This window comes from Microbacterium sp. zg-Y818 (assembly GCF_030246905.1).
Taxonomy (GTDB): Bacteria; Actinomycetota; Actinomycetes; order Actinomycetales; family Microbacteriaceae; genus Microbacterium.
This window is the reverse complement of sequence record NZ_CP126741.1, coordinates 2,568,851-2,594,563: the sequence shown is the minus strand read 5'-3', so window position 1 is coordinate 2,594,563 and position 25,713 is coordinate 2,568,851. Positions and strand designations below refer to the sequence as shown.

At 71.4% G+C, this 25,713-nt stretch carries 27 protein-coding genes; 17 read left to right on the top strand and 10 right to left on the bottom strand.

The window, feature by feature from the left end; translation table 11 throughout:
* Positions 1–29 precede the first annotated feature (29 nt).
* Genes QNO21_RS12260 through resB form a run of 5 tightly spaced genes read left to right on the top strand, consistent with a single transcriptional unit; the run spans position 30 to position 4,487 of the window.
* Positions 30–725, top strand: a complete 696-nt coding sequence (locus QNO21_RS12260) for a DedA family protein (RefSeq protein ID WP_257518145.1) — start codon at positions 30–32, stop codon at positions 723–725.
* Between the two features lie 49 nt (positions 726–774).
* Positions 775–1,407 carry a histidine phosphatase family protein gene (locus tag QNO21_RS12255; RefSeq protein ID WP_257514845.1) on the top strand — a complete coding sequence of 211 codons (633 nt, stop codon included), beginning with the start codon at positions 775–777 and terminating at the stop codon, positions 1,405–1,407.
* On the top strand, positions 1,407–2,036 hold the full coding sequence (locus QNO21_RS12250) for a TlpA family protein disulfide reductase (RefSeq protein WP_257518144.1): 630 nt from the start codon (positions 1,407–1,409) through the stop codon (positions 2,034–2,036). The genes QNO21_RS12255 and QNO21_RS12250 overlap by 1 nt, the downstream gene beginning before the upstream one ends.
* Complete coding sequence (locus QNO21_RS12245; protein WP_257514842.1) at positions 2,033–2,782, top strand: cytochrome c biogenesis CcdA family protein; 750 nt, start codon at positions 2,033–2,035, stop codon at positions 2,780–2,782. The genes QNO21_RS12250 and QNO21_RS12245 overlap by 4 nt, the downstream gene beginning before the upstream one ends.
* Positions 2,763–4,487 (top strand): cytochrome c biogenesis protein ResB, encoded by a 1,725-nt coding sequence (gene resB / locus QNO21_RS12240; protein ID WP_257518143.1) that lies wholly within the window; start codon positions 2,763–2,765, stop codon positions 4,485–4,487. Before QNO21_RS12245 ends, resB begins: the two co-directional genes overlap by 20 nt.
* Here the strand turns inward: resB and QNO21_RS12235 are convergent.
* From QNO21_RS12235 to QNO21_RS12220, 4 genes are all read right to left on the bottom strand, one after another.
* Entirely contained in the window at positions 4,475–4,813 is a 339-nt protein-coding gene (locus QNO21_RS12235; RefSeq protein ID WP_257514839.1) for a hypothetical protein, read from the bottom strand. The genes resB and QNO21_RS12235 overlap by 13 nt on opposite strands.
* Positions 4,814–4,906: 93 nt before the next feature.
* Positions 4,907–5,119 (bottom strand): hypothetical protein, encoded by a 213-nt coding sequence (locus QNO21_RS12230; protein WP_257514838.1) that lies wholly within the window; start codon positions 5,117–5,119, stop codon positions 4,907–4,909.
* Positions 5,116–5,445: a DUF7882 family protein gene (locus QNO21_RS12225; RefSeq protein WP_257514837.1), complete on the bottom strand. Its 330-nt coding sequence runs from the start codon at positions 5,443–5,445 to the stop codon at positions 5,116–5,118. Before QNO21_RS12225 ends, QNO21_RS12230 begins: the two co-directional genes overlap by 4 nt.
* Positions 5,446–5,454: 9 nt before the next feature.
* Positions 5,455–5,769, bottom strand: a complete 315-nt coding sequence (locus QNO21_RS12220) for a DUF7882 family protein (RefSeq protein WP_257514836.1) — start codon at positions 5,767–5,769, stop codon at positions 5,455–5,457.
* A gap of 162 nt (positions 5,770–5,931) precedes the next feature.
* Between QNO21_RS12220 and ccsB the strand changes: the two genes are divergently transcribed.
* Complete coding sequence (gene ccsB / locus QNO21_RS12215; protein WP_257518142.1) at positions 5,932–6,981, top strand: c-type cytochrome biogenesis protein CcsB; 1,050 nt, start codon at positions 5,932–5,934, stop codon at positions 6,979–6,981.
* A gap of 36 nt (positions 6,982–7,017) precedes the next feature.
* Here ccsB and QNO21_RS12210 read toward each other — a convergent pair whose 3' ends face one another.
* Positions 7,018–9,069 (bottom strand): YhgE/Pip domain-containing protein, encoded by a 2,052-nt coding sequence (locus QNO21_RS12210; protein WP_257518141.1) that lies wholly within the window; start codon positions 9,067–9,069, stop codon positions 7,018–7,020.
* The gene (locus tag QNO21_RS12205) at positions 9,066–11,924 is read right to left on the bottom strand and encodes an MMPL family transporter (RefSeq protein ID WP_257518140.1); all 2,859 of its coding nucleotides are present in this window, start codon (positions 11,922–11,924) and stop codon (positions 9,066–9,068) included. Before QNO21_RS12205 ends, QNO21_RS12210 begins: the two co-directional genes overlap by 4 nt.
* Before the next feature lie 116 nt (positions 11,925–12,040).
* Here QNO21_RS12205 and QNO21_RS12200 point away from each other — a divergent pair, with 116 nt between their 5' ends.
* The gene (locus QNO21_RS12200; RefSeq protein WP_257515203.1) at positions 12,041–12,670 is read left to right on the top strand and encodes a TetR/AcrR family transcriptional regulator; all 630 of its coding nucleotides are present in this window, start codon (positions 12,041–12,043) and stop codon (positions 12,668–12,670) included.
* Here QNO21_RS12200 and QNO21_RS12195 read toward each other — a convergent pair.
* Entirely contained in the window at positions 12,663–13,655 is a 993-nt protein-coding gene (locus QNO21_RS12195; RefSeq protein WP_257518139.1) for an o-succinylbenzoate synthase, read from the bottom strand. The genes QNO21_RS12200 and QNO21_RS12195 overlap by 8 nt on opposite strands.
* 252 nt (positions 13,656–13,907) lie before the next feature.
* Between QNO21_RS12195 and QNO21_RS12190 the strand changes: the two genes are divergently transcribed.
* The 4 genes from QNO21_RS12190 to QNO21_RS12175 are packed head-to-tail and all read left to right on the top strand — an operon-like array spanning position 13,908 to position 17,047.
* On the top strand, positions 13,908–14,243 hold the full coding sequence (locus tag QNO21_RS12190) for a PadR family transcriptional regulator (protein WP_257518138.1): 336 nt from the start codon (positions 13,908–13,910) through the stop codon (positions 14,241–14,243).
* A 1-nt stretch (position 14,244) separates the two neighbouring features.
* Positions 14,245–15,213 carry a permease prefix domain 1-containing protein gene (locus tag QNO21_RS12185; protein ID WP_257518137.1) on the top strand — a complete coding sequence of 323 codons (969 nt, stop codon included), beginning with the start codon at positions 14,245–14,247 and terminating at the stop codon, positions 15,211–15,213.
* Positions 15,214–15,241: 28 nt separating this feature from the next.
* Entirely contained in the window at positions 15,242–16,192 is a 951-nt protein-coding gene (locus QNO21_RS12180) for a hypothetical protein (protein ID WP_257515207.1), read from the top strand.
* Between the two features lie 57 nt (positions 16,193–16,249).
* Positions 16,250–17,047, top strand: a complete 798-nt coding sequence (locus tag QNO21_RS12175) for an LLM class F420-dependent oxidoreductase (protein ID WP_257518136.1) — start codon at positions 16,250–16,252, stop codon at positions 17,045–17,047.
* Between the two features lie 36 nt (positions 17,048–17,083).
* Here QNO21_RS12175 and QNO21_RS12170 read toward each other — a convergent pair whose 3' ends face one another.
* Positions 17,084–17,545 (bottom strand): hypothetical protein, encoded by a 462-nt coding sequence (locus QNO21_RS12170; RefSeq protein ID WP_257518135.1) that lies wholly within the window; start codon positions 17,543–17,545, stop codon positions 17,084–17,086.
* 115 nt (positions 17,546–17,660) lie between these two features.
* Here QNO21_RS12170 and QNO21_RS12165 point away from each other — a divergent pair, with 115 nt between their 5' ends.
* Genes QNO21_RS12165 through QNO21_RS12155 form a run of 3 tightly spaced genes read left to right on the top strand, consistent with a single transcriptional unit; the run spans position 17,661 to position 20,748 of the window.
* On the top strand, positions 17,661–18,563 hold the full coding sequence (locus QNO21_RS12165; protein ID WP_257518134.1) for a 1,4-dihydroxy-2-naphthoyl-CoA synthase: 903 nt from the start codon (positions 17,661–17,663) through the stop codon (positions 18,561–18,563).
* A gap of 7 nt (positions 18,564–18,570) precedes the next feature.
* Positions 18,571–19,764 (top strand): AMP-binding protein, encoded by a 1,194-nt coding sequence (locus QNO21_RS12160; RefSeq protein ID WP_257518133.1) that lies wholly within the window; start codon positions 18,571–18,573, stop codon positions 19,762–19,764.
* A gap of 6 nt (positions 19,765–19,770) precedes the next feature.
* Positions 19,771–20,748, top strand: coding sequence for a 1,4-dihydroxy-2-naphthoate polyprenyltransferase (locus QNO21_RS12155; RefSeq protein ID WP_257518132.1), 978 nt, complete (start codon positions 19,771–19,773; stop codon positions 20,746–20,748).
* Between the two features lie 30 nt (positions 20,749–20,778).
* Here QNO21_RS12155 and QNO21_RS12150 read toward each other — a convergent pair whose 3' ends face one another.
* Entirely contained in the window at positions 20,779–21,066 is a 288-nt protein-coding gene (locus QNO21_RS12150) for a DUF4229 domain-containing protein (protein WP_257515212.1), read from the bottom strand.
* 85 nt (positions 21,067–21,151) lie between these two features.
* On the opposite strand from QNO21_RS12150, the gene QNO21_RS12145 reads away from it, so the two are divergent.
* The 3 genes from QNO21_RS12145 to QNO21_RS12135 are packed head-to-tail and all read left to right on the top strand — an operon-like array spanning position 21,152 to position 24,253.
* Positions 21,152–21,529 carry a PLD nuclease N-terminal domain-containing protein gene (locus tag QNO21_RS12145; RefSeq protein ID WP_257515213.1) on the top strand — a complete coding sequence of 126 codons (378 nt, stop codon included), beginning with the start codon at positions 21,152–21,154 and terminating at the stop codon, positions 21,527–21,529.
* Entirely contained in the window at positions 21,526–23,343 is a 1,818-nt protein-coding gene (gene menD / locus QNO21_RS12140; RefSeq protein ID WP_257518131.1) for a 2-succinyl-5-enolpyruvyl-6-hydroxy-3-cyclohexene-1-carboxylic-acid synthase, read from the top strand. Before QNO21_RS12145 ends, menD begins: the two co-directional genes overlap by 4 nt.
* A gap of 46 nt (positions 23,344–23,389) precedes the next feature.
* Positions 23,390–24,253, top strand: a complete 864-nt coding sequence (locus QNO21_RS12135; RefSeq protein WP_257518130.1) for a PPK2 family polyphosphate kinase — start codon at positions 23,390–23,392, stop codon at positions 24,251–24,253.
* 149 nt (positions 24,254–24,402) lie between these two features.
* Here the strand turns inward: QNO21_RS12135 and QNO21_RS12130 are convergent, their stop codons facing one another.
* A complete protein-coding gene (locus tag QNO21_RS12130; protein ID WP_306813265.1) occupies positions 24,403–25,689 on the bottom strand; it encodes an isochorismate synthase in 1,287 nt (428 codons plus the stop codon).
* Positions 25,690–25,713: the final 24 nt, after the last annotated feature.

The window sequence follows — 25,713 nt, the reverse complement described above, 5'->3', positions numbered from 1 at the left end:
TGCAGGCGGCTGTTCCCTACCGTGGGGGTATGACGACTGCCGCCATGACGACCGCCGCCTCCGCCGCCGACCCCTCGGACGGCTCCTGGCTGACCGCGCTGGCCGACTGGACGGTGTCGCTCATGGACACCATCGGGCCGATCGGCGCCGGCGCGGCGATCGCTCTCGAGAACCTCTTCCCGCCGCTCCCGAGCGAGGTCATCCTGCCGATGGCGGGACTCGCAGCAAGCCGCGGTGGCTTCACGCTCTTCGAGGCCCTGTTCTGGACGACCGCGGGCTCCGTGGTGGGAGCGTTCGTGCTCTACGGCATCGGGGCGTGGCTCGGCGCCCGCCGGCTGAAGTACATCGCCGACAAGATGCCGCTGCTGCACCCTGAAGACATCGACCGCACGATCGCCTGGTTCCACAAGCACGGCGGCAAGGCGGTCTTCTTCGGCCGCATGCTGCCGATCTTCCGCAGTCTGATCTCGATCCCCGCCGGCATCGCGCGCATGCCGCTGTGGCGATTCGGTCTGCTGACCCTCGCCGGAAGCCTCATCTGGAACAGCATCTTCGTGCTCGCGGGGTTCTTCCTGGGGGAGTCGTGGCACGTCGTGGAGGCCTACGCGGACGTTCTGCAGTACATCGTGATCATCGCCGCCGTCGTCGGTGTGGCCTGGTTCATCTACATGCGGGTGCGTGCGTTGCTGGCCGCCCGCGACGCTTCTGGCACCGACGTCGTGTAGCGGCCGACGTCCAGCGCGTGCACAGTCCGCGTCGACGTAGACTTGGCGGGTGCCTGCCGACCGCCTTCATCTCGTGCGCCACGGAGAGGTTTTCAACCCCGGGCGTGTGCTCTATGGTCGGCTTCCGGGCTTCGGACTGAGCTCTGACGGGCGGCGCATGGCCCGTCAGGCAGCCGAGTACGTGCAGGCTCAGCAGCGCCCCGTGGGCCATCTCGTGTGTTCTCCCCTGCAGCGTGCGCGTGAATCGGCCGAGCCGTTCGCGGAGTTCTTCGAAATCGACCCGCGCATCGACGAGCGGGTGATCGAGCCGACCAACGTCTTCGAGGGCCGGCGCATGAAGCGCGCCATGGCCAACCCCGCCAACTGGCTGCATCTGCGCAACCCCGACCTGCCGAGCTGGGGCGAGCCGTATGCGCAGGTCGTCGCGCGCATGGATGCCGCGATGCGCGATGCCTGGGACGAGACCGAATCGGGCGACGCCGTGATCGTGTCGCACCAGCTGCCGATCTGGATCACCCACCTCGCGATCACCGGAACGCCGCTGCGCCACAACCCCACGCAGCGTCGATGTGCGCTGTCGAGCATCACGAGCGTCGAGCTCGGCGATGACGGCACGTGGTCGGAGGTCGCCTATGTGGAGCCGGCGAGTCTGTCCGGTGCCGTGGATGTGGGAGCAGTGTGATGGCCCTTCGTGATTCCTCCCGGCCGCGCCGCACGCGCCGTCTGCTGGCCGCTGCGGCCGCCGTGGCACTGACTGCGGGCATCGCGGGGTGCACCGGCGGCAACGACGACCTCGTCGACGCCTACCGCGAGGGCGACACGGCCGGCTTCGTCTCGCGTGATTTCGCCGCGACCGAGATCGCGCCCGCCGACCGCGAGGACCCGATCGTCTTCTCGGGCACCGGCGTCGACGGCAGCACCATCACCAGTGAGGACGTGCTCGGTGACGTCGTGGTCGTGAACTTCTGGTACGCCGGGTGCGGGCCCTGCCGCGCGGAGGCGCCGTACCTGCAGCAGGCGAACGAGGAGTTCGCCGATGCCGACGTCTCCTTCCTCGGCGTCAACATCTACGACGAGGCCGCCACCGCGGCATCGTTCGACCGCACCTACGGCATCACCTACCCGTCGATGCTCGCTCACCGTGACCCCGACCTGAAGCTCGCCTTCGCCGAGGTCACCTCGCTGCAGGCGGTGCCGACCACGCTCGTGCTCGACGCCGAAGGGCGCCTCGCCGCCCGTGTGATCGGCCAGCTGCCGGATGCCTCGATCCTTGAGACCCTCGTGCGCGACACGCTCGCGGAGACCCCGTGAGCCCTCTCGGGATCGTCTTCGACGGCGCTTTGTGGCTGGCGATCCCGATCGCGATGCTCGCTGGACTGGTGTCGTTCCTCTCGCCCTGCGTGCTGCCGCTGGTGCCGGGGTACCTGGGCTTCCTGGGTGGCGCGGCCCCCGCCCGCACCGGCGGCACGCGCACCAAGACCCGGTCACGGCTGCTGGCCGGCGTGCTGCTGTTCATCGCCGGTTTCACCGCGGTGTTCGTCGCGATCTTCGTGCTCGGGGGATCGCTCGGGCAGCTCTTCATCCGCTACCAGGACCCGATCACCCGGGTGCTGGGGGTCGTGGTGATCCTGCTCGGTCTCGTCTTCATCGGGGTCTTCGGCGTCGCGCAGCGCACCTTCCGGCCCCGCATGCGGGAGAACCTCGGCCTTGTGGGCGCGCCGCTCCTCGGCGTGGCGATGGGCATCGGCTGGGCTCCCTGCATCGGTCCGACGATGACGGCGATCCTCGCCATTTCGATCAACCAGGGCGACCCGGTGCGCGCCGGCATCCTGGGCGTTGCCTATTCACTGGGCCTCGGCGTGCCGTTCATCCTGCTGGCGATCGGCTTCGGGTGGGCCACCCGTTCGGTCGCGTTCGTCAAGCGCTACATCCGCGCGATCAACATCACGGGAGGAGTGCTTCTCATCGCACTCGGACTGCTCATGGTCACCGGCGTCTGGACGGACCTCATGTCACGGCTCGGGGCGGTGATCGGCAGTGTCCAGCTCCCGCTCTGACGACGGCACCCTCGTCGACGAGGTGGACGGACCGCTGCGCCCCGGCGACCATGCCGACGGCGACGCTCCCCGCGGCATCCAGCAGCCTGCCCTCGGCGTCGTCGGCTGGGCGCGGTGGGGCTGGCGGCAGCTGACGAGCATGCGCACGGCCGTCGTGCTGCTGCTGCTGCTGGCGATCGCCGCGATCCCCGGATCGATCGTCCCGCAGCGCAGCGCCGACCCGAACGGCGTGGCGCAGTTCGAGTCCGACAACCCCGACCTCTACCCGGTGCTCGACGGGCTGAGCCTGTTCGACGTGTACTCGTCGCCGTGGTTCTCGTCGATCTACATCCTGCTGTTCATCTCGCTGATCGGGTGCGTCATCCCGCGCACCAAGCACCACTGGAAGGCGCTGCGCGCGCGGCCGCCTCGGACGCCCGCGCGGCTGTCCCGCCTCGACGACCACACCGAGGCGGTCGTGCAGGTGCCAGAAGGGTCGGATGCCGCAGCCACCGCAGCCGAGGCGATCGACCTGGCCGGGGAGCAGCTGCGCAAGGCCGGCTATCGCGTCGAGCGGTACGACAGCAGGGGTGTCTCCTCGGTGTCGGCCGAGCGCGGCTACCTGCGCGAGACGGGCAACCTCGTCTTCCACGCGTCGCTGGTCGGCGTGCTCATCTCGGTGGGTGTGGGCGGCGGCTTCACCTACACCGGACAGGACGTGCTGGTCGAAGGTGGCCAGAGCTTCGTCAACACCCTCGCCGACTACTCGTCCTTCAACCCGGGACGCTTCGTCGACACCGAGGCTCTGCCGCCGTACTCGATGACCCTGGAGGAGTTCCAGGTCAGCTACATCCCCGCCGGTGAGCAGGGAGCCGGCCAGGCGGGCGATTTCGCGGCCGTGCTGACGACGAAGGTGCCTGGCGAGGAAGAGAAGCCCGCCGAGGTGCGGGTGAACCACCCCATCGACATCGAGGGCGACCGCATCTATCTCATGGGCAACGGCTACGCCCCCGTTCTGACGGTGCGCGACGCCGAGGGCGCTGTCGTCTACAGCGAATCCGTGCCGTTCCTGCCGCAGGATGCCGCGATGACCTCGCTCGGTGTCGTCAAGGTGCCCGACGGCATGCCCGAGCAGCTGGGCATGGTCGGGTTCTTCTATCCGACCGCGGCGGCCCTGGGCACCGGAGCACTGACCTCGGTGTATCCCGACCTCATCAACCCGGTGCTCACTCTGGACGTCTACGCAGGTGACCTCGGCATCGATGACGGCACGCCCCGCTCGGTGTACACCCTCGACCCGGAGGGGATGGAGCAGCTGACCGGGCGCGCCGTCGACGTCGACTCGATCGAGCTGGCCCCGGGCGAGACGGCGGACCTCCCGAACGGGTGGGGCACCATCACGTTCGAGAACGCCTCACCCGAGGGCGTCACGGGCTACGCCGAGTCGGTGCCGCGGTTCGCGTCGCTGTCGATCCACCGCGACGTGGGTGCCCCGTGGGTGCTGTTCTTCGCCGTCCTTGCGACGCTGGGCCTCATGGTCGCGCTGTTCGTTCCGCGGCGTCGCATGTGGGTGAAGGCGGTGCCTGACGGCAGCACGGTGCGCCTGGAGTACGCCGGCCTCGCCCGGGGTGAGGACCCGACGCTGAGCGCGGCTGTCGACGACGTCGCCCGGCGTCACGCAGACGCCCTCGACGCGCGTCTGCGTCGGGACCATCAGCCGGTATAGGCGTCGTCCTCGTCGCCCGCCGGTGGGCCGTCGACCATCCGTGCGCTGGGGGGATCCAGCCGCAGCCGGATCTCTCCGAGGATCATGTCCAGGGCGAGGCCGTTGTCCGGCTCGGGAAAGTCGGTGCCCGTGGTCTCCACCATGACCGGCGCCCCGGCACCCAAGAGGAGTGTGGCCGTGACCTTCTCGCCGGACGCGCCGTACGCGCTCAACTCGACCGGCCTCGCGTCGCCGGCATTGGCGAGCAGAGCCGCGTACTCGAGCACGGCATCCGCCATGGCGTCGCCGGTGAGCAGGCTCTTGTCGGCAAAAGTGAGGCGCTTCATGCCGAGAGGCTACGACGAGGTCCGCACACCTCGTACAGGGGTTGCGCAGACGGTGCCGACCGGTGTGCGTTCCGTCGCTTCGGGCGGAACCGGCTACTGCTCGCCTTCCAGCGGGATCAGCGAAATCGACGTGCCGGGCGTGATGAGCAGGTAGGCGTCCCGTCGGATGCCCTCGCCCTCGTTGACCCGGAGCCACACGCTCCCGCCGGTATGAAGGCCGGTCTCGATCTCCTTCTGCAGGTCGGCGAGTTCCCGGCCGCCGACGCTGAACGAGTGTCCGCCGTATCGGATGTCGATCCGCTTCATACGACGACCTCTTCCGTGACCCGGCTGGTTTCGGTCGGCTCGGACAGGATGTAGAGCCCCCGCGTGGAGTTGGCCGTCAACATCATCTGCTCGACCCACGCCCGGTTGATGATCGGCTTGCGGCCACCGTAGAACTTGTACGCCAGGGTGCACCGCGGATGGATCCACACCGACGTGGTGCCGTCTCCCACGCTGATGTCGTCCTTCCAGGTGAACGAGAAGGACTCTCCCCGCCGCTGTTTCGCGCCGATCACCACTTGCAGGTGCGCCAGCAGCCGATCCTCGAAATCGGCTTTGACGAGGTTCTCGTACATGAACTTGCCCATGACTCCTCCTCAGCGTCTCTCCGGCCCCGACGCGGGGGGCTCGGGGACCAGATGCAGGCCCTCGACGCTGTTAGCCGCGACCGACAACGCCGCCAGCCACGCCGGATTCAGCTCGCCCACCGGACGACCCAGTTTGCAGACGATGGATGTGTCGGGATGGACCCACACGGTCATACGGCCGTCGCCGATGGAGATGTCATCCTTCCAGGAGAGGTGGAACGCCTCGCCCTTGTGGAGCTTTCCCCGCATGGCCCGGTACAGGTGGGCGAGGGCGCGGTCTTCGAAGTCCACCCGGATCCCCTCACCGAACGTCAGTCGTCCCACCGGGACCTCCTTCCGTCGCCCGCCACGTCGGAGCGACACCGCACGGCCAGTCTGCGACCTGCGCCCCGGTCGGGGCAAGCACGTGGGAAGCGGGAGTGACCGGCGTCGGCCGCCCCCGCCGTCCCGCCGAGGTGCGGGATGCGCCAACGTAGACTGGATTCCATGCCTGTGACCGAAGCGCTCTCGCTCGACGACGTGTCCGTGCTGCTGGTGTGGACCGCCATCGCGATCTACGCACTGGCGTTCATCGCCTACGCCGTCGACCTCGCGCGTCGCTCGGACCAGGCCGTGAAGGCGCAGGACACCCGCCAGCGGGCCCTCGTCGGCGCCACCGCCGGGGCTGCCGGCGCGGCATCGTCGGGCAGCGCGCAGGCCGCGGCATCCGGCCCGGACGTCGACGCCCCCGGCAGCGAGCGCCGCCGGCACCTGTGGGCGCGCATCGGCACGGCCCTGATGTGGCTGGGCTTCGTATTCCACGTCGTCGCCGATGTGCTGCGCGGGATCGCCGCCGAGCGCGTGCCGTGGGCCAACATGTACGAGTTCGCCCTGACCGGCACCATGCTGATCGTCGCGGTGTACCTGGGCGTGCTCTTCCGGCACGACCTGCGCTTCCTCGGCGCTTTCATCAGCGGGCTCGTCGTGGTGCTGCTGGGTGGCGCGACCCTGGCGTACTACGTCGAGGTGCAGCCGCTCATGGACCCCCTCAAGAGCGTGTGGCTCGTCATCCACGTCTTCGTCGCGTCGCTGTCGACGGCCTTCTTCGCGCTGGCGTTCGCGCTGTCGGTGGTGCAGCTGTTCCAAGCGCACCGCGAGGCGAAGCTCCTGCGGGTCGCCGACCGCGATCCGCAGGAGGTCTCCGCGCCCGGCGGCGGGTCGCGCCTGCTGCGCACGCTTCCCAACGCCGACACGCTGGAGTCGCTCGCCTACCGCTTCGCGATCATCGGGTTCATCTTCTGGACCTTCACCCTCATCGCCGGATCCATCTGGGCCAACGACGCGTGGGGCCGCTACTGGGGCTTCGACACGAAGGAAGTCTGGACCTTCGTGATCTGGGTGCTCTACGCCGGCTACATCCACGCCCGGGCCACGCGCGGGTGGCGCGGCGTGCGCTCGGCGTGGCTGTCGATCATCGGCTTCGCCACGGTCATCTTCAACTTCACGATCGTGAACCAGTTCTTCAAGGGCCTGCACGCCTACAGCGGCCTGAACTGACGCGCAGGCCCGCACCGCTGCGACGGCGCGCGGGCCTTACGCCGCGGCGGCTCCCAGCACGGCCTTGGCTGAGGTCGACCGACGGCGGGTGACCGCGAGCGTCGAGGCGACGAGGGCCAGGACTCCCCAGATCACCAGGCCCGCAGCGCCCGCTCCCACGCCGCCGGCGTCGGTGAGCACGCCGAGCATGGCCTGGTAGGCGGGGGTCGTGGGCATGAGGCCTGCGATCGAGGCGAGCACGCCGGGCACGGTCGACACGACGCCGGTGGCGACCGCCAGCACGCCGACCAGCGCGGACACCCAGCGGCCGGCGCCGCCGAGCACGGCCACCAGCGCCTGGTTCACCGCGGCGAACGCGACACCGGCGAGCATGCACAGCAGGGCGAACAGCGACCAGGTGCCGCCGTCGTAGGCTGCGGCCAGCTGCACCACCCCGGCGACCAGCAGACCCTGCAGGGCGCCGATCGCCGCTGCCGGCGCGAGCGAGCGCAGCGCGAGCAGCGCCGAGGGCCGACGCGACGTGAGGGCCCGGCCCGAGACCGCACGCAGCGCCACGAACGAGCCCAGCCCGCCGAACCACAGCGCGATCGTCACGAGGAGGGGAACGGCGGATGCCCCGAACAGGTTCGTGCCCAGCCCTTCGGCGGCCACCGGGTCGGCCACGACCGAGGCGAGGTCGGCGGCCTCCTGGTCGGTGTACGACGGGAGCGCCTCGGTGGCGGTGGTGAGGCCGTCCGACAGGGTGTCCGCTCCACCGGCGAGTTCGCCGACACCGTCGGCCAGGGCATCGGCGCCGTTGGCGGCGTCCGTAGCCCCGGAGGTCAGCTGATCGGCGCCGGTCGCGAGCTGTGAGGCGCCGGATGCCAGAGCGTCGGCGCCGACGGCGAGCTCACGGACCCCGCCCGCCGCCTGCTGCGCGCCGCCGGCGAGCCCCGCGACGCCGTCGGCGATCTGGTTGGCCTGTGCGGCGATCTCGGTGAGGCCGGCGCCGAGCGCCGGCATCTGCCCCATGCCCTCGAGGGCCGACCCGATGGCACCGGCCTGACCCACGAGGGTCGCGGCGGTGGGCAGCACCTGCTGCGCGCGCTGGGCCGCGTCGTTCAGCTGCGTGCACAGCGCCGGGGTGGCGGTCGGATCGCACGAGGCGGCGAGCTCTGCCAGTCGCTGCGCCGATGCCGTCAGCTGCTCGTTGATCGCGGTGCTGTTGGCGGCGATGCCGGCGATGGCGTCGGTGAGCTGCTGCGGCATCTGGGGCATGTCCGCGGGGATCTGCGATGCGATCCCGCCGATCGCGCCCGCGAGCTGCCGCTGACCGTCGGCGAGGGCCGTCGCGCCGTCGGCGAGCGAGTCGAGTCCATCGGCGGCCTCGGTCGCTCCGCCGGCGAGCGCTCCCGCGCCCGAGGACAGCTCCCGTGCGCCGTCGGCGATCGCGCCGGCGCCGGTGCCCAGTGCCCGCACGCCGTCGGCGAGGCTCGTCACGCCGTCGCCGATGGTGCGGGCGCCGTCGCCGAGCTCCGCGGCACCGTCGGCCGCCGTACCCAGCTGGTCGCCGAGCGTGGTGAATCCGAGGAAGACGTTCTCGAGGTACACCTGCGAGAGCTGGCTTCCCAGCAACCCCGCTGCGGCCTGCGTGACCTGCGCGGTGATGGCTTCGTCGACGACGAGGCTGTCGGGGGCGGTCTCCACGACGATGGTGGCCTGCTCCGGGATGCTGCCGGGAGCGGTGGAGGTGGCGGCGGCGGAGAAGTTCTCCGGAATGGTCACGATGGCGTCGTAGCCGCCGTCGGCCAGTCCGTCACGGGCATCCTCGTCGTTGGAGATCGTCCAGGTGAGGTTGCTCGGCAGGTCGTCGGAGCCTTCGACGAGGCCTGCTGTCAGCTGCCGGCCCAGCGGCACCAGCTGGTCGTCGATCGTGACGGGCTCGTCGTCGTTGACGACGGCGACGTTCATGGCGTCGAGGCGCTCCGTGGGGTTGTACAGCGCGGCGACGAGCACCCCGCCGATGATCACCGGGAGCAGCAGCACCCCGATGAGGGTGAGCCACGTGACGGGGCGGCGCGAGCGCGCGCGCTCGAGGAGGAGGGTCATGCGAAGGCCTTGCTTTCCGCGGTTCGGTCAGACGCGGCATCCGTGTCGGGCGTGGGGGATGCCGGTCGGTCGTTGAGGATCAGGAGGGTGGGCTCGGGCCGCCCGGCCGCCGTGAGCACCGCACGGGCACCGCCGTCGGAGTGGCCGGATGCGACGACTGTGAGGGCAGACCGCGGGTCGCCGGAGCGCTCGCGCAGGCTCGCGGCGGCCGTGCGCAGCATCCGCGCGGCTTCGTCCCGGTGCTCCGACGGCAGAGCGTCGAGGCCGTCGACGACGACGAGGCGCGGCGAGCCCGACAGGGCGTGCCGGAGTGCCCGAACGGGGTCGTCGGCGGCGTCGAGGAGCGCGACGGAGACGTGTGCCCTCACCCAGGCCGCGCGTCCGGGCAGCAGGTGGCCGGCCACGCGCAGCAGCCCGTCGTCGGGGGTGAGGCGCCCGGCGACCATGAGCGCGAAGGCGCGTGCGGCGCGCCGCTCGCCGTCGACGAGCAGCGTGCCGCCGTCGTCGACGCGGAAGGTGCAGTCCCGGAACAGGGTGACCTCGCCGCGGCGACCGGCATCGGCCGTCAGCGTCACGCCCTCGCCGGCGACGGCCGCGGGCCGCTCGGGCCAGTGCGCGGTGCTGAGCTCGCGCTCCACCGCCTCGCCTTCGATGTCGAAGTGCGGCAGCCGGCGCTCGAGCCAGCGCGGCATCCACCAGGCCTTCTCTCCCAGCAGGGCCATGACGGCAGGCACGAGCGTCATGCGCACGAGGAACGCGTCGATCGCGATGCCGGCGGCAAGGCCCAGCGCGATGGGCTTGATGGACGAGTCGCCCTCGGGTACGAACGCGGCGAAGACGGCGAACATGATGACGGCGGCCGCGGTCACGACGCGGGCCGACGCCGTGAAGCCCGACCGCACGGCGCCGACGGCGGTATGACGGTCGGCGCGTCCGGCGCGGTCACGACGGGCGTGCACGTAGTCCTCGCGCATGCGCGAGACGAGGAACACCTGATAGTCCATGGCGAGGCCGAAGAGCACGCCCATGAGGATGATCGGCATGAAGCTGATGACCGGTCCGGTGCGGGCGACGTGCAGCAGATCCGCGAACCAGCCCCATTCGAACACCGCCGCCACGACGCCGAACGAGGCGGCGACCGACAGCAGGTATCCCGCGGCGGCGGTCACCGGCACCCAGATCGAACGGAAGACGATCGTGAGCAGGATGAGCGACAGCCCGACGACGAAGAGGCCGAAGGGCACCAGCGCCGCGCCGAGGCGGTCGGAGATGTCGATGCCGACGGCGGTGAAGCCGGTGACCTTGAGATCGACGCCGTATTCGTCGAGCAGTCGGTCGTGCTGGGCGCGGAGCTCCCGCACCAGGTCGGCGGTGGCCGGGTCGTCGGGTGCGGTCTCGGGGACGATCTGCACCAGACCGGTGTCGGCCGTCTCGTTCGGTGTGGCGAGGGCCACCTCGGCGACGCCGGGGATCTTCGCGACCTCGTCGCCGATGTCGGTCATCAGGGTGAGCGGATCGGTCGACGTGACGATCGTCCCCGTCATGATCAGGGGGCCGTTGCTGCCGGGTCCGAAGTGCTCGGCGGTCAGGTCATACGCCTGCCGAGCCTCGCTGGCCGGCGACTGCACGCCGGCGTTGGGAAGGGCGAGCGTGAGGGATGCCGCGGGGACCGCGACCACCCCGAGGCCCGCCACGACGGCGATGGTCGTCACGACCGGGTGACGCGTGACGAGCATCACCCACCGCTGCGCGAAGCCCCGGCGAGCGCGGCGGGGCGCCGGCGCCGCGGCATCCGTCTCGTCGGACTTCGACGTGCGGCGTGCGCGGCGTGGCCACCCGACCACGCGGCCCTTCGAGAACCCGAGGAGGGCGGGGGTGAGCGTGACGGCGACCGCCACCGCGATGGCGACGGCGGCCGCGGCGGCGATGCCCATGACGGTGAGGAACGGGATGCCGGCGAACGAGAGCCCGACGAGTGCGATCAGCACCGTCATGCCGGCGAAGACCACGGCGGAGCCGGCGGTGCCGGTGGCGCGGGCGGCGGACTCCTCGGGCTCCACCCCGGCACGCACCTGGTCTTGGTGGCGCGCGACGATGAAGAGGGCGTAGTCGATGCCGACCGCGAGCCCGAGCATGATCGCCAGCATGGGAGCCGTCGACGAGATCAGGGTGAAGGCCGTCGCCGCGTAGATGAGGGCTATCGCCAGTCCCACCCCGATGAGGGCGCTCACCAGCGGGAACCAGGCCACGGCGAGGGAGCGGAACGTCACGATGAGGACGAACAGCGCGAGGAGCACGCCGACCGCCTCGATGATCGACAGCGTCGGAATGGACGTGCCGAACAGGTCCCCGCCGAGGGCGACCTGGGCCCCGGCGGGGAGTTCGTCGCGCACGTCTGCGGAGATGTTGCGGAGGGCCTGTGTCGTCTCCTCGCTGACGTCGATGGCCTGCCCGTCGAACTGCAGGCGCACGATCGCGGCGCGTTCATCGTCCGAGACGAGCCCCGAGACCATGTCGTCGAACGGGTCTGTGACGGCCAGCACGCCGTCGAGGTCGGTGAATGCGGCGACGGTGTCGGCGATGGCCGCGGTGTAGGGCTCCTCGGTCACGACGTCGCCGTCATCGGCGACGATGACGATCTGGGCGCTCGTGCCGCTCGCCTGCGGAAAAGTGCGCTCCAGCAGCTGGATGCCTTCCTGGGCTTCGGTGCCCGGGATCGAAAAGGCGTTGTCGGTGCCCTTCATGAAGGCCAGGGCGCCGCCTCCCGCGAGGCTCAGCAGCAGCACCCAGGCGACGAGAACGCGCCAGGGGTGACGGTACGACCAGCGGCCCAGGGAGAACAGGAGAGTGGACACGGCGTCCTTCGATCGACAGTCTTGGGGTGGATACAGAAATGTATCGGATACGTAGGTGTATCGTAATTCGCGCCGGCCCCGCCGGGCTGGGTGATTCATGTGAAGGAGGTGGCGCGATGGCGGATCCGCGCCCGCTCACGCGCAGTCGAGAGAACACCCGCGGCCGCCTGCTGGACGCCGCGCTGGAGGTGTTCGCGGAGGTCGGGCTCGATGGGGCCTCCGTCGAGAAGGTGTGCGAGCGCGCCGGCTTCACCCGGGGCGCCTTCTACTCGAACTTCGCCTCCAAGGGCGAGCTGTTCCTCGCCCTCATCGCTCGGGTCGCCGAGGTGAAGATCGAGGAGGCCGAGACGCGCGTGCGCGGCCTCGACGCCGACAGTGTCTCGACCGACCCGGCCGATCTACTGCGCCGCCTGGTCGGGCTGTCGGTGGGTCCCGGCATCGATCCCGCGCTCGGCAGCGAGATCCGCGCGCAGGCGCTGCGGGATCCCCAGATGGCGCAGGCGTACCTCGCCTGGCAGGACGGCATGATCGCCCGCATCTCGCAGATCGTCTCGCGGCTGGTCGACGCCTACGGCTTCCGTCTGCGGCTGCCCGCCGACGAGGTGGCGCGTCTGTTCGTCGCGATCGCCGACGACACCTCCGTGCGCGCCGCGCTGCAGGGCCTGAACGAGGAGCGCGCCGGCGAGCTGCTCAACGCCCGAGCCGAGCGACTGGCCGCAGCGCTCGTGGACCCGCCGGTCAGCTGACCGAATCCAGCACGGCGTAGCAGCGCGCGATCCGGTCGAGCCACCACGCCCGGCGGTCTGCCGGCGCCGCGCGGGCGGCGAGTGCTGCGGCATCCGGCTGCATGCGGCCGACCGCAAGCGCCCCGCCCTGGGGCGCGAGCGCCGGGGCGGCGACATCGTCGACGAACAGCGCTGAGGTGCCGAGGCCGCAGTCGAAGTCCAATGTCGGCAGAGCGGCCGCCAGAGCGACCCCCATCGACAGGCCGATCGACGTGTCCAGGGCGCTGGAGACGACGGCGGGGAGCCCTGCCTCGGCGACGAGCTGCAGCGCGCGGTGGACGCCGCCCAGCGGCTGGGCCTTGACCACGAGGATGTCTGCGGCGCCCGCGCGGGCGACCGCCAGCGGGTCGGCGGCTTTGCGGACGCTCTCGTCCGCGGCCACCGGGATGTCCATGTACCGGATGCGGGCTCGCAGCTCGGCCATCTCCGGGATGCTCGCGCACGGCTGCTCGACGTACTCGAGGTCGAATTCGGCGAGGGCGTGCAGGGCGTGCTCGGCCTCGTCGACGTTCCAGGCGCCGTTGGCGTCGATGCGCACGCGGCCCTCGGGCCCCATCGCTGCGCGCACGGCGCGGACGCGGGCGACGTCGTCGGCGAGCACCTGGCCGCGCTCGGCCACCTTCACCTTGGCCGTGCGGCATCCGTCGAAGCGAGCGAGCACGTCGCCGACGCGGTCGGCTGCGACGGCGGGAACGGTGGCGTTGACGAGCACGCGGTCGCGCAGCGGCTGCGGCGCCTCGTTCCAGCCGAAGTCGATCGCGCCCGCCAGCCAGGCGGAGGCCTCCGCATCGTCGTACTCGAGGAAGGGGGAGAACTCCGTCCAGCCGGCAGGGCCGCGCAGCAGCATCGCCTCGCGCGTGTCCACGCCGCGGAACCGGGTGGCGAGGGGGAGGGACACGACGACGGCGTCGCGGATCAGTTCGTCGAGCGGAGGGATCGATGGCACACCCCCATCCTGGCCCGCCGGCGCGCGGGCCGCGCGGGTCCCGCGCCGTGCATACCCGGCGCCGGTGCGTCCGATGGCCGGTCCGAACTCCTCAAGAACCGGGTGCCGGGTGCGCGCGGGGGCCGTATTGCCGCCGCCGCGCGCGTTATTTGAGGAGTCGGCGCGGGCGCGCCCCGCTGCACGGCCCCGCCACGGCGCTGACCATCAATGTGCCGTTGACGATAGTGTGCGTCGCACAGTACAGTGTGATCCATGAGCGAGACCGAAGCCCTCGACACCCACCTGCAGGAGCTGCGGCGCGGCACGACGGTGCTCGCGTGCCTGCGGCTGCTGCAGCAGCCCGGGTACGGCTACGGACTGCTCGAGGAGCTGAGCCGGCGTGGGTTCGACACCGACGCCAACACGCTGTACCCCCTGCTGCGCCGTCTGGAGAAGCAGGGACACCTCACGAGCGAGTGGAACACCGACGAGGCCCGGCCCCGCAAGTTCTACCGCACGAGCGAAGCCGGGCAGCGCCTGGCCCGCGCCCTCACCGACGACTTCACCGCGATCGCCGACGCGATCGCCGGGCTCCCCGAGGAGAGCTGACATGACCACCACCGCCACCCTCACCGACCGCTATGTCGAGACCGCCATGCGCTCGGTCCCGGAGAAGCAGCGCCCCGACCTCGCCGCCGAGCTGCGTGCGTCGATCGAGGACCAGATCGATGCGCGCGTCGCCGCGGGCGACCCTCAGGATGCCGCCGAGCGCACCGTGCTCACGGAGCTCGGCGACCCCGACGCGCTCGCCGCGGGATACATCGACCGTCCCCTCTGGCTCATCGGACCGCGCTACTACCTCACCTGGTGGCGCCTGACGAAGCTGCTGTGGGCGATCGTGCCGGCCTGCGTCGCGTTCGCCGTCGCCCTCGGCCAGGTGCTGGCGGGGGAGAGCATCGGCACCGTCATCGGCGCGGTCGTCCCCGCGGTGATCTCGGTCATCGTCAACATCGGCTTCTGGACGGCGCTGGTGTTCTTCATCATCGAGCGCTCCACCGGAGACAAGGATGCCGGCGTCGTCTCCGTGTGGACCCTCGACCGCCTCCCGGAGAAGAAGGAGCGCGGCGCCGGACTCAGCGACCTCGTGGCCTCCCTCGTCTTCCTCGCCCTCGCCGCCGGCGCCGTCATCTGGGACCAGCTGTTCGGGCTGGCCTACCTGGTCGAGGCCGGCGGCTGGCTGCCGGCTCTGTCGCCGGCGCTCTGGCCGGGGTGGATCCTCGGACTCGTCGTCCTCATCGCGCTGGAAGCGGCGCTCGCCGTCACCGTCTATCTGCGGGGTCGCTGGACGCTGGCGACGGCGACCGTGAACGCCGCCCTCAATGTGCTGTTCGTGGTGCCGCTGCTGTGGCTGCTGACACGGCAGGAGCTGCTGAATCCGGGGCTGTTCCGCGGCCTCATCCCCGCAGACTCGGCCGAGACGGTGGAGACCGTCGTGGTGACGCTGATCGGCTTCGGCGCTGTCGCGGCCGCAGCCTGGGACACGCTCGACGGCTACCTCAAGGCCCGGCGCGTCCGGTGACACCGGACGCCAGAAGAAAGGCACGGACATGGAACCGCTCACCGCCGGCGACTACACCAGCCGCTACATCGCGGCCGCCACGCGCCCCCTGCCGGTGCGCGAGCGTGCCGACCACGCCGCCGAGCTGCGCGCGTCGATCCGCGACCAGATCGACGGTCGCATCGAGCAGGGGGAGGATGCCGCCGCCGCCGAGATCGCGGTGCTCACGGACCTCGGCGACCCGGCCGTCCTCGCCGCCGACTACGCCGACCGGCCGCTGCACCTCCTCGGCCCTCGCTGGTACCCGACATGGCGGCGCGTGCTGCGGATCGTGCTGTGGAGCGCGCTGCCGCCCGTCGCATTCGCCGTCGCCCTGGCGATGGCCCTCGAGGACCGGGCGTTCTGGGGGATCGTGGGACCGACGATCGGCGTGACCCTCGCCGTCGGCGCAGGCATCTTCACGGGCATGACGCTCGTCTACGCCGCTCTCGAACGCGCGGGGGAGCAGGCGGAGCCGTGGAACGTCGAGCAGCTGCCGGGCGGCGATGTCGACCAGGCGCTGCCCGTCGGCCGCGGCGAGTGGATCGCGTGGATCATCGCGGTGGGCTTCGCGATCGCCGGGATCGTCTTCCTCGCCGTCCCGTGGGACATCGACGGCGCCGGGCGCCTGTCCGTGCTCGATCCGGCGCTCTGGCCGTGGAACCTCGTCGTCGGAGTGCTGCTGGTCCTCGCCGGCGCCTTCGTGACGCTGCGGGCGCGGATCGCCCGGCGGTGGGGGATGGGCAGTGCGATCGCCAGCGCCCTGCTCGCGCTCGCGTGGACGGTGCCGGTCGTGGTGCTCGCGCTCACCGGTGACCTGTTCGATCCCGCGTTCGTGGCGTACATCGACATCGACGCAGACGCGCGCACGGTCGTCACGGTGTGCGTCGTCGCCGGTGCGATCACGATCGCGGGGACAAGCATCGTCGCCGCCCTGCGGCGTGCGCGCCGCGCGCGCTGAGATCGATCGGGTGGATGCCGACCCTCGCGGCATCCCACCCGCTCTAGGCTGAGCCGCATGCCTCTTCTCGACACGCCGGTACGTCTCGGCATCCAGCTGCAGCCCCAGCACGCCCTGTACCCCGCCTTCCGCGAGGCCGTGATGCGGCTGGAGGAGATGGGGGTGGACATCCTGTTCAACTGGGACCACTTCTTCCCGCTCTCGGGCGACCCCGAGGGTCTGCACTTCGAGTCGTGGACGATGCTCGCCGCGTGGGCCGAGCAGACCGAGCGGGTCGAGTTCGGTGCCCTGGTCAACTGCAACAGCTACCGCAACCCCGACCTGCAGGCCGACATGGCCCGCACGATCGACCACATCTCGGCCAAGGGCGGGACGGGCCGGTTCATCTTCGGCACCGGCGCCGGTTGGTTCGAGCGGGACTACGACGAGTACGGCTACGAGTTCGGCACTCCGGGCTCGCGCCTGCGCGACCTCGAGCAGGGCCTGGCCCGCATCGAGAAGCGGTGGGAGAAGCTCAACCCGGCGCCCACGCGCCGCATCCCCGTCATGATCGGAGGCCAGGGCGAGCAGAAGACGCTGCGCCTGGTCGCCCGTCACGCCGACATCTGGCACAGCTTCGTGGGACCCGACAACCTGCCCCACAAGCTCTCGGTGGTCGAGAAGTGGGCCGAGGTCGAACAGCGCCCGACGGATGGGCTGATCATCTCGAACGAGCTCAAGGACCGCGACGAGGACGTCGCCGACGCCCTCTACGACAGCGGCGTTCGCCTGTACACGCTCGGCTTCCAGGGCCCGGACTGGGACTACGCGCTCGTCGAGCGCTGGCTGCGCTGGCGCGACGGCAAGAACGCCTGACGCCCTCGGGCACCCGCGCGACCGCCGCGCGGGTGTTCACGGCGCGTCGGGGTCGTACCGCTCCACGAGGACATTCACCCAGGGGGAGTCTTCCGCCAGCGCCACGGCGTCGAGCGGCATCGCCGTGAACCACCAGAAGGTGAGTGCCCCCGCGACCAGCGGGATGAGCGGCATGGCCCACGACGTCCAGAGCACGATGCGCCGCGTCGCGAGGACGTCCTCGGTTCTGCGCAGGCGGCCGAGCGCCCACACGAAGACGGCCGCCGTCGCGAGCCATACCAGCGGCGAGGGGCCGAGCGTCGCGGTGACGCACGCACCTTCACCGAGAGAGTCGGCCGCGGCATCCGATGGCGGTCCGGGGCACGCCGAACGTACGGCGCGGGAGAACACGCCGTAGAAGAGTGCCCAGACGAGTCCGCTGCGGGCCATGCGGTGGAGCTCGAGGAGCAGAGCTGCGGTCAGCGGCGTCCGTTCTGACGTGGTGATGTCGGTGGACATGCCGCGCCTCCCCGGGATTTCCCGCAACTATAAGGGCGCTGCAGTGCGTGCGTCCACGCTTTCGTCCTCTCACCGGGCGATCCCGCGCCCGCCCCTGCCGCCGTAGGCTGGTCGGGTGAGTGTTTCCGAGCTGTTCGATCCGACGGCGTGGCAGCTGGCCCCCGGCGCCGATGCCTACACCGACATCACCGCGCACGTCTCCACAGACGGCCGCATCGCGCGCATCGCGTTCGATCGGCCCGAGGTGCGCAACGCCTTCCGCCCGCACACGGTCGACGAGCTCTACCGGGCGCTCGACATCGCGCGGCAGGACTCGCGCATCGGCGTGGTGCTGCTCACCGGCAACGGCCCCAGCGCCAAGGACGGCGGCTGGGCGTTCTGCTCCGGCGGCGACCAGCGCATCCGGGGTCGCGACGGCTACAAGTACGAGGGCGACCAGGCGCAGGTCCCCGACCCGGCGCGCTCCGGGCGCCTGCACATCCTGGAGGTGCAGCGACTCATCCGCTTCATGCCGAAGGTCGTCATCGCGGTGATCCCGGGGTGGGCTGCCGGCGGTGGCCACTCGCTGCACGTCGTCTGCGACCTGTCGATCGCCTCGCGCGAGCACGGGCGGTTCAAGCAGACGGATGCCGACGTGGGCTCGTTCGACGCCGGCTACGGCTCGGCGTACATGGCGCGCCAGGTGGGCCAGAAGATCGCGCGCGAGGTCTTCTTCCTCGCCGAGGAGTACTCCGCCGACCGCGCGTACGAGATGGGGGCGGTGAACCGGGTGGTGCCGCACGCCGAGCTCGAGCGCGAGGCGATCGCGATGGCGCGCACGATCCTCACGAAGTCCCCGACGGCGATCCGCATGCTGAAGTTCGCGTTCAACGCCGTCGACGATGGCTTGGTCGGCCAGCAGGTGTTCGCGGGCGAGGCGACACGGCTCGCCTACGGCACCGACGAGGCGGTCGAGGGCCGCGACTCGTTCCTCGAGAAGCGCGACCCCGACTGGTCGCCGTATCCCTGGCACTACTGAGGCGACGGTGGAACTGCAGGCGGTGGACGGCGCCGACCCGCGCGACGTGATGCGGGCGCTGCGGGCCGCGCTGCACGGCGCGGGCCCCGCGCTCGGCCTGGGAATGGTCGACCCCGCCGCGCGCGCCGTGCCCGCCGGCACCGCGGTGGTCGTCACCACTTCGGGCTCCACCGGCATCCCGAAGTCCGTCGTGCTCAGCCGCGGCGCTCTGACCTCGGGAGCCCTCGCCACAGCAGCGCGCATCGGCGAGGGCGCGTGGCTGCTGGCGCTGCCGGCGTCGTACGTCGCGGGGCTGCAGGTGCTCGTGCGGGCCATCGTCTCGGACCGCGAGCCCGCCCTGCTTTCGGGGGCGTTCACGCCGCAGGCCTTCGCCGCCGCCTCGCTCATGATGACCTCCACCCGCAACGGCGAGCGGGTGCCCACCTTCACGTCGCTCGTGCCCGCTCAGCTGCAGAAGCTGCTGGATGCCGCGGAGCACGACACCGTGGTGGCGTCGGCACTGCGCTCGTACGAGGCCATCCTCGTGGGCGGTCAGGCGCTGCCCGCCGCGGTGCTCGAGCGCGCCCAGTCGGCCGGGGCCCGGATCGTGCGCACCTACGGCTCCACCGAGACCAGCGGCGGGTGCGTCTACGACGGCGTGCCTCTGGACGGCGTGGCGCTGCGCATCGTCGACGGCGAGGTGCAGGTGGCAGGCCCCACGCTCGCCGACGGCTACCTCGACGACCCTGAGCGAACCGCCGCCACCTTCCCCGTGGATGACGACGGCACCCGCTGGTATCGCACCGGCGACGCCGGCATGCTGACCGACGGCGTGCTGCAGGTGCGCGGGCGCCTGGACAACGTGATCGTCTCGGGCGGCATCAATGTGTCGCTGGACCGCGTCGAGCAGATCGTGCGGGGGATCCCGGGGTTCGCCGGCGCCGTGGTCGTCGGCGTTCCCGACGAGCGGTGGGGGGAGGCTTCGGTCATCGTCTGCCCGCGCGGCGACGTGCTGCGCCGCAGCGACGCCGATCACCTGGTCTCGGCGCGCGATGCGGTGGCGGCGGAGATCGGCGCGCACGCACGGCCGGCTCGGCTGGTGCTCGTGGACGAGCTGTCGACGCTTCCGAGCGGCAAGCCCGACCGGGAGGCGATTCGCCGGGCCGTCGTCGACGATGCGCCGCCCCCGGGCGAGGCACCAGGCCGACGCGGCCTAAACTGACTGCTCGTGGCAGCACCCTCGCGTAAGAAGCGTTCATCGTCGGCAGCAGGCCGAAAGGCTCGCGGCAACCCGCAGAAGCCCAAGGCCTCGGGCTCGCCGGTCGTGCCCTCCCGCGCCACGGTCGGCGACTGGATCGGCGCCGCGCGACTGCGCACCCTGCCGCTGGCCGTCTCCCCGGTGCTGATCGGCACCGGCGCCGCCCTCGTGGTCGACCGCGAGCTGCACTGGGTGATCGCGCTGACCTGCCTCGTCGTGGCGGTGTCGCTGCAGATCGGCGTCAACTACGCCAATGACTACAGCGACGGCATCCGCGGCACCGACGACCACCGGGTGGGCCCCGCCCGCCTCACCGCCTCGCGCAAGGCCCGGCCGCGCACGGTGCTGACCGTCGCGCTGGCGTTCTTCGCCCTCGCCGCGCTCGCCGGCCTGGCCATCGTCATCCGCACCCAGGAGTGGTGGATGCTGGCAGCCGGCGCCGCCTGCATCGTCGCTGCCTGGTTCTACACCGGCGGGAAGAGGCCCTACGGATACGCGGGACTGGGGGAGCTCTTCGTCTTCGTCTTCTTCGGCCTGGTGGCCACGGCCGGCACGGCCTACGCGCAGGTAGGCGTGGTGCCGCAGGAGGCGTGGTTCGGCGCAGTGGCAGCGGGACTGCTAGCCTGCGCGGTGCTGCTGGCGAACAACCTGCGCGACATCGACCAGGATCGCGCGGCCGGCAAGCGCACCCTGACGGTGCGGATCGGCAAGCGCGCCACTCAGGCGCTGTTCACGCTGTTCCTGCTGGTGCCGTTCGGCATCTCCGCGTACCTCGCGCTGTTCTTCCCCATCGCGTGGCTGACGCTGCTGGCGCTGATTCCGGCGGCCGCGGCGATCCTCATCGTCTGGACGTACCGCGCGCCGCGCGAGCTCGTGGTGGCGCTGGGGGTGACGTCCCTGACGTCGCTGGTCTACGGGGCGCTGCTGCTCTGGGCGTTCGCCGCCTAGTCAGCGCGGCCCCAGTCAGCGCGGCCGGAGTCAGCGCAGCGGTGCGTCGTCGCCGAGGGAGCCGGCTGCGGCATCCTCCGCGTCGGCATCCTGCTGCTCGGTCGTGCGCCGCTGCCGCCGCGCGGCCAGGTCGGATGTGACCTCGTCCAGCGGGGCCCGCAGGAACAGCAGCGACAGGCTGAGCCCGATGAGGGCCGCGAAGATCGCCGACAGCCAGTAGTACTCCCGCATGATCGGGAAGAGCATCATCACGCCCAGCGGAACCAGGAACGCCAGCAGACGCAGCACCGAGTAGACGATCGCGGAGCGTGCTTTCACGATTCCATCCTACGGTCCGCTGAGTGTCCGCTTCGGTTCGGTCACGGTCGGCGCTTGCCCAGGTGAGCACGCCTAGGATGAGAGTGTGGCGCGTATCCTGCTCATCGTTGCGCTGCTGTTGGCCGTCTTCTGGGTCTACAGCATCGTCGACTGTGCCGTGCAAGACCCGCGCCGCCACCGCGGCGTGAGCAAGCCCATGTGGCTGCTGATCACGATCGCGCTGCCGGTTCTCGGCGGCATCCTCTGGTTCGCCGTCGGCCGCACCAAGCGCGCCGACATCCCGCGCCCGAAGGCGCCGGACGACGACCCCGAGTTCCTCGGGCGCATCGGCGACATCCGCGACACGGACGAGCGCATCCGCCGCATCGAAGAGGAGCTCAAGGCCCTCGACGCCGATGACGACGACCCGCGCTGGAACAACCCGCCGCAGCCTCCCCAGCCCCCGCGCCCGTCCGACGCATGACCACGGCGGAGCAGGCTCCGGCGACGGATGCCGCCTCGGCGCTGCTGGGCCGGCTCGTCGAGCGCGGCGTGCGCGATTTCGTGCTGAGCCCGGGATCCCGGTCGCAGGCCCTTGCCCTGGTGGCCGCTGAGCTCGAGACGCGCGGCCTCGTTCGCCTGCACGTGCGCATAGACGAGCGGGTCGCCGGGTTCACGGCGCTGGGCCTGGCCCGTGAGTCGGGGGTGCCCGCCGCCGTCATCTGCACGTCGGGAACCGCCGCCGCCAATCTGCTGCCGGCGGCGCTGGAGTCCCACCATGCGGGCGTGCCCCTGCTGCTGCTGACCGCGGACCGGCCGCCCGAGCTGCGTGGGGTCGGCGCCAACCAGACCACCCGTCAGCCCGGCATGTTCGCCGTGAGCGCGCGGCGCGAGTACGACCTGCCCGTGCCCGATGAGATCGACCGCGACGGCGACGCGGACCAGACCGCCATGCTGCGGGACGTCGCCGACGATGCGTACGCCGCGAGCCTCGGGTGGGGGAGCCTTCCGAGCGGTCCGGTGCACCTGAACGTGCCCTGCCGCGAGCCGCTGGGGGGCGTGCTGCCCACCTGGCTGCTGGGCGATGCCGCACCGGCCGGGGGCGCGGGCGACGGCGCTGCTGCGGATGGGGGCGACGCAGCCGACGAGCGTCACGCCGAGGATGACGGCGAGGTGTCGGGCGCGCTCTACCAGGGTGGTGGCGGCATCGGTCTGTCCGACCTCCCCGCTGGCGGAGACGAAGAGCCGGTGACACTTCACCAGGGACTGCGCACGGTCGTTGTGGCCGGAGCGGATGCCGGTGCGGCAGCAGAGGACCTCGCCCACCGCGGGTCGTGGCCGCTCATCGCCGAGATCGTCAGCGGCGCCCGGTTCGGTCGCAACCTCGTCCACGGGTACCGCGCGCTGCTGCGCGAGCCGGCGCTCGGTGGACGCGTGCAGCGCGCCGTGGTCTTCGGCCACCCCACGCTCAGCCGCGAGGTCGTCGCCCTCCTGTCGCGGCCCGACGTCGAGGTCATCGCGGTCCGCGGACCGGGGGAGCCACTGAACCTCAACGGCGCGACGACGGCGGTCGGCGGCGTCGACGTCGCTCCCGGCGACGCGGACCGCGAATGGCTCGGGGAGTGGATGCTGGCCTCTCGAGCGGCAGCGGTCGATCTCGCTCCCGCCGCGCCCGACGCGGACGGGCTGGCGTCGGCGGAACCGGCGCAGCGCCTCGGCGCGATCGCCGCCGAGCTGCAGGCCATTCGCGCGCCGCTGGACCGTGAGGCCCTCGTCGACGCCGTGTGGCGGGCGACATGGCCGCACGATCGGCTGATGTTCGGGTCGTCTCGCCTGGTGCGCGTGGCCGATGCCGTGCTGCCGGGCAAGAAGGTGACCGTCCACGCCAACCGGGGACTCGCCGGCATCGACGGCACGGTCGCCACCGCGACGGGCATCGCGCTGGCCTCGCAGGCCGGCGGCGCTCCCGGCGTCACGAGATTGCTGCTGGGTGACCTCGCCTTCCTCCACGATGTGGGCGCGCTGCTGCTGCCCCCGCACGAGCACGAGCCGCGTATTCAGGTGATCGTCGGCAACGACGGCGGCGGCACGATCTTCGACGGTCTCGAGGTCGCGGCTGTGGCGGGGTCCTCGGCGATGGACCGCGTGCTGTACACGCCGCAGACCGCACGGCTCGAGCCGCTGGCCACCGCGTACGGCTGGGAGTACCAGCGGGTGACCACGCGCGCCGCGCTCGATCAGGCGCTCACCTCGCCCGTCGGCGGCCGCCAGCTCATCGAGGTTCCGCTGCCGCGCTGAGCAAGAAGCAGGTGCCGCGGAGCTCGGCATCCGCCATGATGACTGCATGACCGCGATACGTCAGTCCAATGTCAACGTCGACCTGGTCGAGGCGCTGCGGGTGCGGGAGGGATTCCGCCTCGCCGACGTCGACACCCGTGCGACGCCGGGGTACGGGAAGGACAAGGCCAAGGCCGCCGAGGATCTCGTCGTCGGGGCGCACGAGTTCGACGAACTGCAGGAGCGGCTCTACGCCCAGAGCCGGGAGGACCACTCCAAGCCCTCGGTGCTGCTGGTGCTGCAGGCGATGGACACCGCCGGAAAGGGCGGCATCGTGCGCCACGTGATCGGTGCGACCGACCCTCAGGGCATCCATCTGAAGGCGTTCAAGAAGCCCACCAAGGAGGAACTCGCGCACGACTTCCTCTGGCGCATCGAGAAGAACGTCCCCCACCCCGGTTACATCGGCGTCTTCGACCGCTCGCATTACGAGGACGTGCTGATCGGACGGGTGCGTGAGCTCGCACCGCCGGAGGAGATCGAGCGCCGCTACGGAGCCATCAACGACTTCGAGAGGCGCATCACGGACGAGGGCACCTCCATCGTGAAGGTGATGCTGCACATCTCGCCGGCCGAGCAGAAGGAGCGGCTGATGCAGCGCCTGGAGCGGCCCGAGAAGTACTGGAAGTACAACCCCGGCGACATCGACGAACGGCTCCTCTGGCCGCAGTACATGGATGCCTACCAGACCGTGTTCGACCGGACCTCCACCGACGTCGCCCCCTGGTACGTCGTCCCCGCCGGTCGCAAGTGGTACGCACGCCTCGCGGTGCAGCACCTGCTGCTGGCGACCTTGGAGCGCCTCGACCCGCAGTGGCCGACGGCCACCTTCGACGTCGAGGCGGAGAAGAAGCGCCTCGCGGCGACCTAGCCGGCGGGTGCTTCGGGGCCGGAACGTCCCGTCGCACGGGTTCGCCTGTCGCGCTCTGTTGCTTGTGTGGGCGGGAAACCGTCATCCGTGACGGGGGAGCACGGGGAGGGTGGGCGCCGGCGGGCGTCGGCCGCAGACGCGCCGGAGAGTCAGGCCAGCGCGTCGACGATCGGCCGGAACTTCACGCGCGTCTCGATGAGCTCGGTCTCGGGGTCGCTGCCCGCGACGATGCCGGCGCCCGCGTACGCGGTCGCGGCGATCGGCGCGCCCGGCGCCGCGGCGGCGTCGAACTGGGCGCACCGCAGCGCGATGGCCCACTCGCCGTCGCCGTGGGCGTCGATCCACCCGACCGGGCCTGCGTAGCGACCGCGGTCGAACGGCTCGATGCGGTGGATGAGCTCCACGGCGGCAGCCGTCGGCGTGCCGGCGACGGCGGCGGTGGGGTGCAGCGCGCTCACGAGGTCGAGAGCGGATGCCGCGCCGTGCAGTTCCCCCTCGACGTCGGTGGCGAGGTGCCAGACGTTGGGGAGCTTCAGCGTGAACGGCGCATCGCTCGCCGCGAGCGCGCGGGTGTGGGGGCGGAGCGACGCGAGCACGCTCTGCACGGCGAACTCGTGCTCGTCGGTGTCCTTGGGGCTCGAGGCCAGGGCCGACGCCGCGGCGGTGTCGGCGTCGGCATCCGCCCCGCGCGGTGTGGTGCCGGCGAGCACGCGTGCCGTGACGGTGCCGCCGTGCACGGTGACGAGGGTCTCGGGGCTCGCGCCGATGAGGCCGTCGACGGCGAACACCCAGGTGTCGGGATAGTCGGATGCCAGGGCGCGCGCGAGTCGCCGCAGATCCGAGCCCACGGGTACGCTGCCGCGCAGGTCGCGGGCCAGCACCACCTTGCCGACCTCGCCCGCGGCGATGGCGTCGAGGCCCGCCTGCACGGCGGCCATGTATCCGGCCGGGGACTGCTCGCCGGGGCCGAGGGTGCCCGACCAGTGCGGTCCGTACGGCGTCTCGATGGGCTCGAGCGGACCGTCGCCGTCCCCGAGCAGGTCGCGCGCCTCGTCGCCCGCCCCTGCGTCGGCGTGCGTGATCGTGGTGACCCACGACCGGCCGCCGCGACGGCCGACGATCACGCGGGGAACGCTCAGCACGCTGTCGCGGTGCGAGCGGGCGTCGAACGCCAGTGCGCCGAAGGCGACGAGGCCGGTGCCTGGCAGGCCCAGCGGGTCGTCGATGTCCGCCGCCGCGGACAGCTGCTTCCAGCCATCGGCGAGCGAGCCGTAGGTCTCGGCGCCGTTACCGCTGAACGCGTATGCCGTGCCGTATCCGACCATGCCGTCGCCGCGGCGGATCCACGCCTTCGGGTGCGACGGGGACGTGAACGGCAGCAGGTCCTCGACGTGGTCGATCTCCCGCGTCCGCACGACGAGGCGCGGAGGAGTCAAAGTCACCCCTCAAGCCTAGACTCG